At 36.9% G+C, this 13700-nt stretch carries 13 protein-coding genes; 4 read left to right on the top strand and 9 right to left on the bottom strand.

The features are described 5' to 3' along the window. The first annotated feature begins 190 nt into the window (after window positions 1–190). Window positions 191–1963 (top strand): DUF2853 family protein, encoded by a 1773-nt coding sequence (locus ACFSRZ_RS15395; RefSeq protein ID WP_379667465.1) that lies wholly within the window; start codon window positions 191–193, stop codon window positions 1961–1963. Between the two features lie 163 nt (window positions 1964–2126). Here ACFSRZ_RS15395 and ACFSRZ_RS15390 read toward each other — a convergent pair whose 3' ends face one another. After that, the gene (locus ACFSRZ_RS15390) at window positions 2127–3296 is read right to left on the bottom strand and encodes an NAD(P)/FAD-dependent oxidoreductase (RefSeq protein ID WP_379667464.1); all 1170 of its coding nucleotides are present in this window, start codon (window positions 3294–3296) and stop codon (window positions 2127–2129) included. Window positions 3297–3421: 125 nt separating this feature from the next. Between ACFSRZ_RS15390 and ACFSRZ_RS15385 the strand changes: the two genes are divergently transcribed. Then, window positions 3422–3835 (top strand): hypothetical protein, encoded by a 414-nt coding sequence (locus ACFSRZ_RS15385; protein WP_379667463.1) that lies wholly within the window; start codon window positions 3422–3424, stop codon window positions 3833–3835. Window positions 3836–3845: 10 nt separating this feature from the next. Continuing rightward, window positions 3846–4868, top strand: coding sequence for an endonuclease/exonuclease/phosphatase family protein (locus tag ACFSRZ_RS15380; RefSeq protein WP_379667462.1), 1023 nt, complete (start codon window positions 3846–3848; stop codon window positions 4866–4868). On the opposite strand, the gene ACFSRZ_RS15375 is transcribed toward ACFSRZ_RS15380, so the two are convergent. From ACFSRZ_RS15375 to ACFSRZ_RS15340, 8 genes are all read right to left on the bottom strand, one after another. Next, window positions 4840–5691: a 5-oxoprolinase subunit C family protein gene (locus ACFSRZ_RS15375; RefSeq protein ID WP_379667461.1), complete on the bottom strand. Its 852-nt coding sequence runs from the start codon at window positions 5689–5691 to the stop codon at window positions 4840–4842. The two genes, ACFSRZ_RS15380 and ACFSRZ_RS15375, sit on opposite strands and share 29 nt — an antisense overlap. Then, window positions 5688–6104 (bottom strand): hypothetical protein, encoded by a 417-nt coding sequence (locus tag ACFSRZ_RS15370; protein ID WP_379667460.1) that lies wholly within the window; start codon window positions 6102–6104, stop codon window positions 5688–5690. Before ACFSRZ_RS15370 ends, ACFSRZ_RS15375 begins: the two co-directional genes overlap by 4 nt. Next, entirely contained in the window at window positions 6101–6844 is a 744-nt protein-coding gene (gene pxpB, locus ACFSRZ_RS15365) for a 5-oxoprolinase subunit PxpB (RefSeq protein ID WP_379667459.1), read from the bottom strand. Before pxpB ends, ACFSRZ_RS15370 begins: the two co-directional genes overlap by 4 nt. Window positions 6845–6930: 86 nt before the next feature. After that, window positions 6931–7641, bottom strand: a complete 711-nt coding sequence (pxpA, locus tag ACFSRZ_RS15360) for a 5-oxoprolinase subunit PxpA (protein WP_379667458.1) — start codon at window positions 7639–7641, stop codon at window positions 6931–6933. Window positions 7642–7726: 85 nt separating this feature from the next. Further along, a complete protein-coding gene (locus ACFSRZ_RS15355; protein WP_379667457.1) occupies window positions 7727–8959 on the bottom strand; it encodes an Nramp family divalent metal transporter in 1233 nt (410 codons plus the stop codon). Then, window positions 8952–10058: a DUF2891 domain-containing protein gene (locus tag ACFSRZ_RS15350; RefSeq protein ID WP_379667456.1), complete on the bottom strand. Its 1107-nt coding sequence runs from the start codon at window positions 10056–10058 to the stop codon at window positions 8952–8954. The genes ACFSRZ_RS15355 and ACFSRZ_RS15350 overlap by 8 nt, the downstream gene beginning before the upstream one ends. Window positions 10059–10160: 102 nt before the next feature. Then, complete coding sequence (gene pckA / locus ACFSRZ_RS15345) at window positions 10161–11762, bottom strand: phosphoenolpyruvate carboxykinase (ATP) (protein WP_379667455.1); 1602 nt, start codon at window positions 11760–11762, stop codon at window positions 10161–10163. An 82-nt stretch (window positions 11763–11844) separates the two neighbouring features. Then, complete coding sequence (locus tag ACFSRZ_RS15340) at window positions 11845–12228, bottom strand: DUF423 domain-containing protein (RefSeq protein ID WP_379667454.1); 384 nt, start codon at window positions 12226–12228, stop codon at window positions 11845–11847. 83 nt (window positions 12229–12311) lie between these two features. Here ACFSRZ_RS15340 and ACFSRZ_RS15335 point away from each other — a divergent pair, with 83 nt between their 5' ends. Then, window positions 12312–13682, top strand: a complete 1371-nt coding sequence (locus tag ACFSRZ_RS15335; protein ID WP_379667453.1) for a saccharopine dehydrogenase family protein — start codon at window positions 12312–12314, stop codon at window positions 13680–13682. The last annotated feature ends 18 nt before the right edge of the window (window positions 13683–13700 follow it).

Below are 13700 nucleotides of genomic sequence, written 5' to 3'. Positions count from 1 at the left end.
CAGGTAGTCTTGGCTGTTTACCTGCTTTTGATTTTCAACTAACTTAGAAACAACGATCAGCGAACCCTTTCCGTCCCTTTGGCAACTGATTTTTTGCTGTGCCTTTTCAAGTTGATCTTACGCCTTTTAAGCAAACATAATTTGCTTAAAGGGTATTTGCTATTAGACACTAAACTTTAAATAGATAATCATGGAAAACGTATCCAACGGCATTATTACAGAAGGGTTGAAGAAACTTCAAGCCTACATCGAAAACTCAGAATGGGACCTCATCAGCTTCATGATCTCAAAAGGGAAATGGCAAGGAGAACCACCTCAACCACCAGAAGGATATAAACCCGGAAGTGGCAGTATAGAACTGGGAATGGCTGCCTATTGGCTAAACAATCCCTATGTTCTTCCTTTTGATGATACTTTGATCTTGGAGATTATTGGAGTTGTTGGGCTGTGGAGGATTACTAGCAACGATACTTTTCCGGTTAGTAAAATGACTACTGAAAACTACGATTATATTCATTCCGGCACTCATGAGCTTATTTATACTGATGGATCGGTATTAAGTGGAGAGTTGTTTGCTACCTATGATGCCAATTGGTTTCTTGCCTTTTTAAATCTTTTAGAAACTGCTATCAGAGGTTTGAATAAGTTTGGCGATACGTATCCTCCGGTTACAGTACTTCCTGTTAAATTAGAAGGAAAAGATCCTGATTCTGTTCGTGTTGCAATTGTTGGAGATTGGGGAGCGGGTGATCAAACTTCTGAGCTTGTTATGAACCATATCATAAGACATGATCCAGATTATATTATTCACTTAGGAGACGTGTACTATTCCGGAACCCCTATGAAAGATTCTCCTCACGGAAAGCATTATTTCAGCCCGGGAGAAGAAATGAAAAACCTCTTACAATTATGGCCACATCAATATGCAGGCAAATCTTTTACCTTGAATTCTAATCATGAAATGTATGCTGGTGGGAATGGTTATTTTGATGAAGCTTTAGGGCATCCGTCTACTCCTTTTAGCGCTCAGCAAGGGCAAGGTTGCTTTTTATTAAAGTTTGGAGATTGGAACTTACTAGGTTTAGACTCTGCTTATATGGGAAGTGCCTTTGATGCTTATATGCAAGGAAGTATTGGCGAAACTGATGGATCGCAAGCTACATGGATCAAAAGTTTAGGGTTAGATCCTAAAAAGACGATTGTATTTACGCATCACAACGGATTTGAAGATGCTTGTACTAAAGTGAATCCTCTTTGGGGGCAAATCCATCAAGCTTTAGGAAACTCAGATCCTTATGCTTGGTATTGGGGACATGTACATAATGCTATTGTTTACAATTCTCCTTTAACCATTAAAGAGAAAGGGCAACCTACATTTAAGACTAGTACTCTGGCTCGTTGTGCAGGTCATGGATCTATTCCGTTTGGAAACACCGATGCTTTGGATATTTCACAGGTTAAATGGCGTGAAAAAAACCAGAAACCAGACAGCAATCTATTGCAAAACGGATTTGCTATGATCGAATTCAAGAAAGCACACGGGAAAGTATATAATATAGAAGAAGGTTTTTATGACTTTAGTAAATTGGGCCCTGTGTATTCTTCTCAATTGTTCCCAATTGTGGGAGAAGATGATGAGTCTACAGATGCTTTTCAAAATGCATTAAGCACCTATGGCCTTGCTTATGATGCATCATTATATAAAGCCATCACCAAATACCTAGGATCTGCAGTTCGAAGAAAAGATGCCAAGTTGGTAGCCTGTTCTGACCTTACTGAGTTAAAAACTATCAAGAATAACTTCTTAATCAAAAAATTAAGAATCAAAAACGGTCCTGAGCTGGATCATTATATCCATTTGGTATGTGAGTTATTAGGAAAATCAAACCGTCGTAAGTTACGTGTCGAGTTCTACTATTTACTTACGGTACTCACAAAAAAAGAAAGCGTCTTCCAAAAGTAATCAATCTTAAAAAGCTACTTTTCTATACCACAGGATCTGTTTGGTATGGAGGTGGCTTTTGTTTGGTTGACTCCTCTGTAGTCCCTCCCTGCCCGACGCAGGCTGGCTTGAAGGGGATTAGGGAGGTGTCCATATACTTTTTTCTCTCTATTAATTAAGAGTTTCAACAACTCTTACGTTTGATCACTGCAGGCGCACCACGCTCTACACGTTTTCGGAATATAGAAGCCATTCCTGCAAAAGATCTTCTGTACTTAGCAAATCGCATGGCTAGTTCGCTAAACTTTAAAAAACGACCAAACTCGTTTTGCAGATCGGTTTGATACGATGCTAAAAACTCAGCGGAAAAATCGTCTTGCTCAATACATTCAGCAATCTTTCTGGCACATAAGATCCCTGACATCATTCCGGTTCCTACACCTTCTTTGTAAAAAGCATTGGCCAACCCGGCAGCATCCCCTACCAATAAAAAGCGGTTACCGCTTACATTTACCTTCTCAAAATGACAAGGGATTCCCCAACCACGCCAATTGCCAACTTGTGTTGCCTTGGTAAATCTGTGTGCTACTTTTGGGTGTGTTTTGATAATCTGCTCTACCTCTTCGCGTAAGTTGATCCCGTGCTTCTGAATACTTTCGGCATTTCCTCCCAAACTCACATTCACCTGATTGTCAGTCAAAGGAAAAATATAAAAGAACAACGGAATCTTTTTGTAATGCATGCGTACCTCTGCCTCAAGATTGGCAGGCAAACCTTCCACTCCTTCAAAATAGGAGTTAATAAATGTAGATGTCTTACTTCGGTCAATAGTATTCTTAGCCAGTTTACGAGACACCACAGATTGAATTCCGTCTGCTCCTACAACTACTTTTGTCAAGATCTGTTTTCCGTCTTTGAGTTTGACCAATACACCATCTTCTTGCTCCTCTAGTTTTTTCACCTCGTTACCAAACTCGGTCGTAGCATATTCTTTGGAAAGGCGATTCACTAAGAAATAATCAAAATCGATTCGTTTTGCATAAGTAATCAAAGAACCACGATCTTCACTTTCTTTAAAAAGAACATTTAAATCGTTATTGATATGCAATCGTCCTTGTTTACTATGCAAGAACTTCGGATGCTTTAAAAAATCTTTTAACAATTGATCATCTAAAATAGACAAGGCTTTGTATGCGTAAAGTATCAGTCCGTCTCCACAGGTTTTATCTCTGGGAAAAACAGCTTTATCAATAATGACATGCGGAATCTTCAGTTTGGCAAGCATTAAAGAAGTGCTAGCTCCGGCAGGTCCGGCTCCAACAATACAAACATCTGTTTTTATGGTTTCATTCATACAGCGAAAGCAAAGCTAACATTTTCTTAGGGAATACACATAGATTCAAAATACCTAGTTGTGGGGATTTTGTAGCTATGGTTTTTGGAGTCTATTTACTTCATATTAATATCAAAATCAAAAAAATGTCAACTGAGGAAAAAGACAAGCTAACAATATTTTTTGAAAAGCTAATAGCAATTGCTCCTTGGATTTTCGCAGGAATCATTCTAGTCGGGTACGGGAAATTTATCAAGCACTTATTAGAAATGGCAGGTGTAGAAAACAATGTATGGGAAAGAGCCACATATATTTTCTCAAGCATAGAGGCTATTGTTTACACAGCTGTAGGTTTCATATTCGGGAAAGAAGTTAATAAATCTAGAGCTTCTACCGCTGAGAAAAATGAACAAAAACAAAAGCAACAAAAGAATGAGCTTGCAATTGGTCTCATGAACTTGCAGGATCCCGAAACTCCTTCATCTTCTAAAGAAACAAGTAATAGACAAGAAGAAATCAGCAGGTTAAAACATATAGCAGAAGTTTATTTAAACAACTAAAATTTACTCCATGAACAAAAGATTAAAAATCAGCACTTTCAACCTCTACAACTTGCAACTTCCAAATCGCTCTATGTATAATGGGAAAAAATGGAGTGTCAAAGAATATGAAGGAAAAATCAAATGGACTGCAGACATGCTAAAAAAAATTGATGCTGACATTATTGGGTTTCAAGAATTGTGGCACCCAGAAGCATTGCAAAAAGCATTTGAAGTAGCCGGGTTAAACGAAGATTACGAATTAGTTACATTATTAACCAATAATGCAGTTAATGTAGCTTTAGCCGTCAAAAAACCCCTAAGTATTGTCCATAAAAAATGGGAAGCAGAATTACCTGAAGAGTTAAAACTTAAAAAGTCTAGAAAGAGTTATGGAAATGAACCTCCGTACAAGATCGATATTAGAATAAAAAAATATTCTCGTCCGTTATTAAGAGCTAATATTAAACTTAATGAGAACATAAATATCACATGCTTTGTAACTCACTTGAAATCGAAACTACCAATGAGAATTACTAATGAGAATTATTATGATGAGGTCAAACAACATTCTAACGCTATTGGACATGCTCTATCAACTATAAGAAGAGCTTCTGAATCCGCAGCTCTTAGAATTGTTTTAAATAAAGAGATGAGCAATAATAATAAACCTGTAATTCTTATGGGTGACTTAAATGACTCCCAACAAAGTGTTACGACCTCTATAATAAGTGGAGATCCAACATATAAATTATTCCACAAAAGTAGAAAGGGAAGTAGATCTGACAAAGGATTATATTCCGTAGCCGAGTTGCAAGAGTTAAGGAGTCTTAGAGATGTTTACTACACTTACATTCATGACGGCTTTAGAGAATCTTTAGATCATATCTTAGTCAGTGAACAATTTTACGATTATTCAAAAAATAGAATATGGAGTTTCCAAGAAACCAGAATAATTAATGATCATATAGATGATAAAAAAGGGAGAGGGTTCGGTTCAGATCATGGAATAGTAATCTCCACTTTTAATTTTGATCCTGAAAGCTCAGAATAAAATGTACAATATCCCCCGCCACTTTTTGGCTCAGTTTAGAAACAGCATAATCAGATAATTGCAAGACTCTTGGGTAACCTCCGGTTACCTGAGCGTCTCGCATTAAAACAATCAGTTTTCCAGATGGTGTTAATTGTACGGTTCCGGGTAAAACAGCAGAAGTTAAAATAGGCTTTAGATCGTTCTTAATGAGTTCATTCAATCGATACCCTACTCTGTTGTTATCTTCAGAAATGGTAAAAGCTTGTTGTAGTTGTTGCTTTTGCTTATCGTTTAATTGATCATATTCCGGTCCGGGGTAACATTCCAATTCAGGGGATTCAAAATGCTCATAGTACACCTTGACTCTTGAATATCCTGCTTCATAAAAATTTTGTTTCAAAATTTTCAATTCCTCTCCTTTTATCAATCGCTGTTGTGTGATTCCCGGAAAGAAACTTCTACTTTTCAATACAACATCTGTCTGAATTCCACCTTGAACAGCTAGATAAACTCTGGCTCCATACACACGTCTTCCAAATGAGAGAAAATCTCCTTTCTTGACTTCATGTACCGTATTCATTTCAACAGGAAATGTATTTATCTTAGGAGAAAAGTTTCCTCCTGTCAGGCAAATAAAAGTATCGGAAGTAAACTCGAATTTTCCCAAGCCATAGGTTATCTCCAAAACAGCTTCTTTTTTACGATTCTTTAATAAGATATTCCCCAACTCAGCAGAAAATGCATCCATGAATCCAGATTGTGGAATGCCTTTTTTCGCCATTCCTATTCGTCCTTGATCTTGAACAGAAGTATAAATCCCCGGATGTAGCACTTTTATCATAATCCTAAGAATGTTATACTTGTTGATTTTACCTCGACATCAAAATCTCTACTCAATTTAAATTCTACATCTCCAAGAGTTAACATTGATGCATATAATGCTAACGCTAAAACAGACAGGAAGATTAAAAACCTATAAGCAGCTTTATGAAGCTTTATTTTCAATAAAAACCTATTGAAGAGATATACTATAATAAACCAGAACAAAAAATAACTTAACAGGTTAAGAAAGAACTCTCCAACGAATATTTGAGTAGACATTGAAGTATGAAAACCTTGCCCTTCACATATTAGCGGAAACCCTCTCATATATTTATCCGGCCCGTCTACAACATGTACAAACCATGATTTTGTGACAAACAAAAAAGAGAGCATTGTCAAAGGAAATACTAATCTCAAAATCAGCTTTTTCATAAACTCTTTATTTTATATACTCCATTATTTACTGAATCTTCTATTTCGTGAAACACATCAAGATCTACAGGTACAAACTGAACTCTATCTCCAGCTTTTGCAAAGCAAGGCTGTGGTTTTTCAATATCAAAAAAATTGATAGGCGAACGTCCGATTAAGTTCCAACCTCCAGCAGATTCTTGCGGATAAACTCCGGTTTGCTCTCCTCCTATTCCTACACTTCCTTTAGCAACTCGCAATCTTGGGTTCGCTCTTCGAGGCATATGAATCTTAGAATTCAATCCTCCCAAATACAAAAAGCCGGGTTGAAAGCCCAAAAAGTAGATCAAATAACTATGCTCAGAGTGCAAACGGATCACCTCTTCAACTGATAATTTCTTTTCTCTTGCAATCTCCTCCAAATCCAAACCAAATGTTAGATCATAACAAACAGGAACTTGCCAAATCTTTTGTTTTTGATCAACCTTCTCACTCTTCATTGCATACAACTCTTTGAGTTTTGCTACCGTCCTTTCAAAAGCATCTCGATATTTATAGTGCTCAGAATAATTATTGAGATTGCGATACTTAACCGTCAAAGAGTTGTATGCAATGATCGTATCTACAATTTCTTGTTGCTTGGCTAACTTTTTCTCAAAAGCTACGATATCCTGAATAATTTTCTCAGAAATTTCTGTAGGCCACTCTATCAAGATGGCAGACTCTCCATAAGGTTTGTATGTAAGTTTAAATTTCTTCAATTATTCACTTCTAAAGTGTCAGTTCGAGCGCAGTCGAGAACTTTTGAAAATTCTAAGAGAGACATCTCCACTCCGTTCGTATGACATCAAGTTAACTTCTGTTGTAACTCTTTTAATATATTCAACACATTCTCATTATCACCATGAATACAAAAGGTTTGTGCTTTGATACTTTTTTCTGCTCCCGAAACAGTCAATACCTTACTCTCTTTTGCCATCCTAGAAACATGTGCTACAATTTCTTCGGGGTTTGTCAAAATTGCATTGGGTTGACTTCGGGAAACCAAGGTAAGGTCTTCATTATAATTTCGATCAGCAAACGCTTCATAGCATACCTCAACTCCATTTTCCAAAGCTACTTTTTCAATTTCTGAATTATATGGAACATACAGCTTTACTTTATCAAAAACAGCTTGAACGGCTCTAAGAACCAGCATTGCTTTCTCTCGGTTTACAGCTATCAAATTGTACAAAGCTCCGTGAGGTTTTACATGATGAACAGTCGCATTTTGCAGTGCTGTTCGCTCTTTAAACAATGTTAACTGATCTTCTATGCTTTGCTGGAGTTCTTCATCTGAAATATCCATGATCACACGACCAAAATTCGCGGTATCAGGATATCCAGGATGTGCTCCGATCTTCACATCATTCTCTATTGCCAAAGCGATAACCTTGTCTATGATCTCTACTGATCCCGCATGACCTCCACAGGCAATATTACATGACGAGATTAAGGGCATCAATAAATGCTCGTTATCCAATCCTTCTCCTACATCGCAGTTAAAATCTATATGCACAATCTTGTTTTTTGTTCGTTCGAATAGTTTTCTTTCTCTCGACTCCGATCGAGGTGACAGAAAACTGTATCAGGAACTCTAGTTATTAGAAAAATCCGAATCCAAACACTTTATCCAATCCTCTTATTCCTAAAAAGATTGTGGTAATTAATATCACCACTCCAAAAGCATTTTGAATTTTTGAATTCACAAAATCTCCCAGAACTCCTCTCTTATTCACCACCCACAACAAGACTCCGGCGATTACAGGCAATAAAATTCCATTGGCTACTTGTGCAAATTTGATAATCTCAATAGGCTTGAACCCGAAAGATGAAAATGCCACACCCAATAATAAAATAATAGCCCACACAAAACGGAATTTTCCTGATTTCAATCCGTCTTTCCAACCAAAACATCCTTTGGCTACATAAGCTGCTGCCAATGGCGCTGTAATAGCTGACGTGATTCCTGCTGCAAACAATCCAATTCCCAAGAAATACTTAGCAAAATCTCCATACAGAGGCGCTAAACTCTTCGCTAGATCTGCAGCATTATTTACCTCTCCTGAAGTAATAGAGGCTGCTGATATGATAATAGCCATAGATACCAAACCTCCTAAAATGATGGATACAATGGTATCTTTTCGAACAGCTTTTAAATCTTCTTTCTTACTCCACTTTTCTTTTACCAAAGAAGCATGCAAAAACAAATTATAAGGAACCACTGTAGTACCAATTAATCCAATAATTGTTAGCAAACTTCCTTCAGGTGATTTGGGAACAAAAGCTCCTTTTATGATCTCTAAAATATTGGGTTTTGTAACAATGGCTGTAATGATAAATGAAACACTCATCAGTAATACCAGAGTAATCAAAGCTCTTTCTAAAAACTTATAATTTCCGATATAAAGCAATACAAAAGCAATGATTCCGATGACCCAACTCATCACGTTGATGGAAAAACTTCCCACCTCGATATGAGAAGTACCAATTAATGTTTCCAAACCTAAGATACCTCCACTAATATTTCCCGCTTCGTAGGAAGCATTTCCTACCACAATAGCAGATAAGATTAGCAGCAACATGATCTTATTGATCACAGGGTTTTTAATCTCAGATTTGATGACTTCCGATAATCCTTTCTGTGAAATAATTCCCAATCGTGCAGCCATCTCTTGTAAAACAATGGTTGCTACAATAGACAAGACCATTGCCCACAGCAAGTTGAATCCAAAGTTTACTCCTGCCAACGTACACAAGGTTACGGTTCCCGGACCTATAAAAGCCGCAGCAACTAGTGTTCCGGGACCAATATTTTTAAAGAGATTCTTAATCATTGTTAGATGTATTTAAGGCATAGATAGCAAAGCTTCCTAACCAATGACCTCCTTCATAACTATCTCCCACCAAATTAGGTAATGAATAATTGATATGTTCTGCTGCTATATTTTTCAAATGATCGTATTCCGGCATCCCTTCAACAATCGTATACAAGCACCAAGCTCTAGAAAAGTTTACACCATCTAAATGTACCAGCTTACCATCTTTTCTATCGGAAACCTCTCCTACTGCCAATTGATAATCTGTATTCTTTAACTCAGGTAAAAATTTATCGAACCAAGTCTTAAATTCTTCTTTAGACAATACGCGTTTCATGATGGCTGCTTCTTGCAAACAAGGCGATAAGAAATCGTATCCGCTAGGTTCCCAAGTAATAGGGCAATTGGCATCTTCTAAATAGAACTCTTTAGCTCTAGTTTCGATCATATCTTTTAGTTTTTGATCTCCAACTGTATTGGCATAATCCCATGCAAAAGTAAGTCCGAATGCTGTATTGGTATGCTCTCCTACACGAATTGGATATTTCAACTTTGGTAAAAATTCTATGTACTTCTGAGCAATTAAGTCGGTTAGAGGTTGTAAATTTTCCTCCAATTGTCTAGCTGTATCATCATCCCAAGTGTGCAATTCTTCAGCCAGTTTTAACAACCAGGCCCATCCATAAGTTCTCTCATAACTCGAGTTGTGTTTCCCGTAGAAATAAGCTACCTCTTTCTCGATATTCTCTTTTGTTATATTTCGGAGTAATTGTTGTTTGGCTGTTGAAGCACTTTCCATTTCTGGAAACTGTTTTAATAACGAAACCAAACTCCAATGCCCATGTACAGAAGAATGCCAATCAAAACAACCATAAAATGCAGGATGTAATTCTTTGGGAGACTTTAAATCTTTATCTCCTCCGATAGTCTGATTTAATTTGTTTGGATATTCTACCTCTACACAATGAATAGGAAGTTGAGCTAATCGATTAGCTTGTGCTAGGTTTAACTTAGGAGCTTCTACCGATGCTTTGTTTGTTGTTTCTTTCTTCTCTTCTTGCTTAGGTGAATTACAGCCAATGATGGCTATTAAAATCATAATATAGATATATCTCATGGTTTGTTTAATATCTTCTAAATGTAGAAAATAATCCACAAAAAAAGCATCTCATCCCGAAACTTCGGGAGAGATGCTTTATATGGTTGTTTGATTCTAAATTTAAACTAACGGACCACCAGCCATAATTTCTTCATTAGCAAACTCTTCAAATTTCTTGAAGTTGTCTTTAAATGAAGCAGCTAATTTGTGTGCAGTCTCATAATATCCTTCATCATTATTCCATGATTTTCTTGGGCTCAACACCTCAGTTGGTACGTTAGGACATACTCTTGGTTGTTGCACTCCAAAGATAGAATGAATATGATAGTTGTCTTTGTTTGCTTCTTCTAAGCTACCGTCCATTGCAGCAGTAATCATTGCTCTGGTATATTTTAATGCCATTCTATGACCTACTCCGTAAGGACCTCCTGTCCAACCAGTGTTTACTAGCCATACTGTAACTCCTGCTTCTTGCATTTTCTTACTTAGCATTTCTGCATAACGTGTTGGGTGCAAAGGCATAAATGGAGCTCCAAAACAAGCTGAGAAGCTTGGTTGTGGTTCTGTAACTCCTGCTTCTGTTCCGGCTACTTTTGCAGTATATCCTGAGATAAAGTGATAAGCAGCTTGTCCCGGTGTTAACTTAGAGATTGGAGGCAATACTCCAAATGCATCAGCAGTTAAAAAGAAAATATTCTTTGGATTTCTTCCAATAGATCCCGGTTGAATATTATCAATATGGTAAATCGGGTAGCTTACACGTGTATTCTGTGTAATACTAGTATCTGTAAAATCTACCACTCCGTTTTCATCCATGATGATGTTCTCAAGGATCGCTCCTTTTTTGATCGCTTGGTAAATTTCCGGTTCTTTTTCTTCAGTTAAATCGATCGCCTTTGCGTAACATCCACCTTCAAAGTTAAATACGGTGTTCTCGTTAGTCCAACCGTGCTCATCATCTCCAATTAATTTACGCTCTGGATCTGCTGATAAAGTGGTTTTACCTGTTCCTGATAAACCAAAAAAGATGGAAGTATCTCCATCTTTGCCAACATTTGCAGAACAGTGCATTGGTAATGTATTTTTGAATACAGGTAAAATAAAGTTCAATGCAGAGAAAATTCCTTTTTTGATCTCACCGGTATATCCTGTTCCCCCAATCAAAGCAATCTTCTTTTCAAAGTTTAAGATTGCAAAGTTATGTTGACGTGTTCCATCAATCTCAGCATCAGCCATAAAACCTGGCGCGTTGATCACAGTCCACTCAGGAGTAAACCCTCTCAACTCTTCGTCAGTAGGTCGTAAGAACATATTGTAAGCAAACATATTGCTCCAAGGATATTCGTTTACTACTCTAATATTTAATCGATAGTTTGGATCTGCACAAGCATAACTATCTCTAACAAAGATTTCTTTTCCGGATAAATACGAAACTACTTTATCGTATAATTTGTCAAACTTCTCAGGGTCAAAAGGGATATTGATATTCCCCCACCAAACTTCGTCTTTGGTTACATCGTCTTTTACAATAAAACGATCCATTGGCGAACGCCCTGTAAACTCTCCAGTGTTTACAGCGATTGCTCCTAAAGAAGATTCTTTACCTTGTCCTTTCTCTAAAGTAATTTTGTGTAAATCACTAGAAGACAGTTGATAACGGACAGTCGCATTTTCAATTCCCAGACCGTCTAACGAAATCGATTTCGTATTTACATCTATCATTTCCTATTTTTTAGTTTGTCTTAATTGAGGCAAAATTAAGGATATTTTCTACACCATTGGTCTTCTATCCTTTTTTTATTCACTATTTTTTGTTGATTACTTTCCTGATAAAGAACAGGAATAGCAACAGCCAACCTATAATAAATAGCAAACCTCCTAAAGGCGTAATAAACCAAATACTCTTAGCAGAAACACCTAATAGATAAATGGCATATATAGATCCTGAAAAGAACAGAATTCCCAGAAAAAAGAATAGGCTCGCAGTTCGTTTTAGCTTTGCCGAAAAGTCTTGGTATGTATTTACAAACAACAAAACCAACACATGATACATTTGATATCGAATTGCTGTTTCTAGACTACTCATCGCATCAGGAGTTAATTTTTCTTTCAAACTATGACTTGCGAAAGCTCCTAATATGATGGCAGTTATCCCTAAAAATGCCGTAATGCTTAAATTTTTGTTCATATCTAATTCAGAAAATAAGTTACAAGGGTTTGTTTTTTTTTAATTTCGTTCTACAATCAATCAAAATTAATCATAATTCTAAGATGAGAAACATTTTAGTAATTGGAGCTGGGCGATCCAGCTCTTCCCTGATCAAATACCTATTGGATAAATCCAATCCAGAGAATCTTTTTATTACTGTAGCCGATATTTCTTTAGAAAATGCCGAAGAGCGAATTAACGGACATGCCAATGCACAAGCATTGAAATTTGATGTCTTTAATGAAGCACAGCGAAAAGGAGAAATTGAAAAGGCAGACATCGTCATTTCAATGCTCCCTGCCAGATTTCATATCGAAGTTGCCAAAGACTGTGTAGAATTTGGTAAGCACATGGTTACCGCTTCTTATATTTCAAAAGAAATGAAGGCTCTAGATGAAGCTGTAAAAGAAAAAGGCTTGGTATTTATGAATGAAATTGGTGTAGATCCCGGGATAGACCACATGAGTGCCATGCAAGTTATCGATCGCATCAGAGACAACGGCGCCAAAATATTATTATTTGAATCATTTACCGGTGGATTAGTCGCTCCGGAAAGTGATGACAATCTTTGGAACTACAAATTCACATGGAACCCTAGAAATGTGGTAGTAGCAGGACAAGGAGGAGCTGCAAAATTTATCCAGGAAGGAACTTACAAATACATCCCATATCACAAGTTATTCAGAAGAACTGAGTTTTTAACATTGAACGGTGATGGAAAGTTTGAAGCCTACGCCAATAGAGACTCTTTAAAATACAGAAGTGTATATGGATTGGATGATATTCCAACCATGTATCGTGGCACTATTAGAAAAGTAGGGTTCTCTAGAGCGTGGAATACTTTTGTACAATTAGGAATGACAGATGACACTTATACTATTGAGGATTCTGAGAACATGAGTTATCGTGATTTCACCAACCTCTTCTTAGCGTATTCACCAAACGATTCTGTTGAGTTGAAGCTTCGTTCGTATTTAAAGATCGATCAAGATGATGTGATGTGGGACAAACTAGTTGAGTTAGATATTTTTAATGCCAATAAAAAGGTAGGTTTAAAAAATGCTACGCCTGCACAAATCCTGCAAAAGATCTTATCAGATTCTTGGACCTTGAAGGAAGATGATAAAGACATGATTGTGATGCACCACAAATTCGGATATGAGATCAATGGTGAAAAGCGTCAGATAGAAAGCAGCATGGTAGTAAAAGGTGAAAATCAAATTTACACAGCCATGGCCAAAACAGTAGGGTTACCTGTGGCTATTGCTACGCTAAAAATATTGAATGGAGAGATTACAACTCCAGGAGTACAATTACCAATTACAAAAGAAGTATACACTCCTATTTTAGAAGAATTAGAAGAATACGGTGTTAAATTCTCTGAAAAGAAAGTTCCTTATTTAGGATACAATCCGGAGAATGTGATCGGTTGAAGAGAAGAGTCCTTAGTG

The sequence above is a fragment of the Pseudotenacibaculum haliotis genome (assembly GCF_042684245.1).
GTDB classification, from domain to species: Bacteria; Bacteroidota; Bacteroidia; order Flavobacteriales; family Flavobacteriaceae; genus Polaribacter; species Polaribacter haliotis_A.
This window is presented reverse-complemented; position numbering and strand designations above follow the sequence as displayed.

What these genes read in the sequence shown, in the direction of transcription:
- ACFSRZ_RS15395 (WP_379667465.1), top strand. Translation starts at nt 191, where the DNA reads ATGGAAAACGTATCCAACGGCATTATTACAGAAGGGTTGAAGAAACTT.
- ACFSRZ_RS15390 (WP_379667464.1), bottom strand. Translation starts at nt 3,296, where the DNA reads ATGAATGAAACCATAAAAACAGATGTTTGTATTGTTGGAGCCGGACCT.
- ACFSRZ_RS15385 (WP_379667463.1), top strand. Translation starts at nt 3,422, where the DNA reads ATGTCAACTGAGGAAAAAGACAAGCTAACAATATTTTTTGAAAAGCTA.
- ACFSRZ_RS15380 (WP_379667462.1), top strand. Translation starts at nt 3,846, where the DNA reads ATGAACAAAAGATTAAAAATCAGCACTTTCAACCTCTACAACTTGCAA.
- ACFSRZ_RS15375 (WP_379667461.1), bottom strand. Translation starts at nt 5,691, where the DNA reads ATGATAAAAGTGCTACATCCGGGGATTTATACTTCTGTTCAAGATCAA.
- ACFSRZ_RS15370 (WP_379667460.1), bottom strand. Translation starts at nt 6,104, where the DNA reads ATGAAAAAGCTGATTTTGAGATTAGTATTTCCTTTGACAATGCTCTCT.
- ACFSRZ_RS15355 (WP_379667457.1), bottom strand. Translation starts at nt 8,959, where the DNA reads ATGATTAAGAATCTCTTTAAAAATATTGGTCCCGGAACACTAGTTGCT.
- ACFSRZ_RS15350 (WP_379667456.1), bottom strand. Translation starts at nt 10,058, where the DNA reads ATGAGATATATCTATATTATGATTTTAATAGCCATCATTGGCTGTAAT.
- pckA (WP_379667455.1), bottom strand. Translation starts at nt 11,762, where the DNA reads ATGATAGATGTAAATACGAAATCGATTTCGTTAGACGGTCTGGGAATT.
- ACFSRZ_RS15340 (WP_379667454.1), bottom strand. Translation starts at nt 12,228, where the DNA reads ATGAACAAAAATTTAAGCATTACGGCATTTTTAGGGATAACTGCCATC.
- ACFSRZ_RS15335 (WP_379667453.1), top strand. Translation starts at nt 12,312, where the DNA reads ATGAGAAACATTTTAGTAATTGGAGCTGGGCGATCCAGCTCTTCCCTG.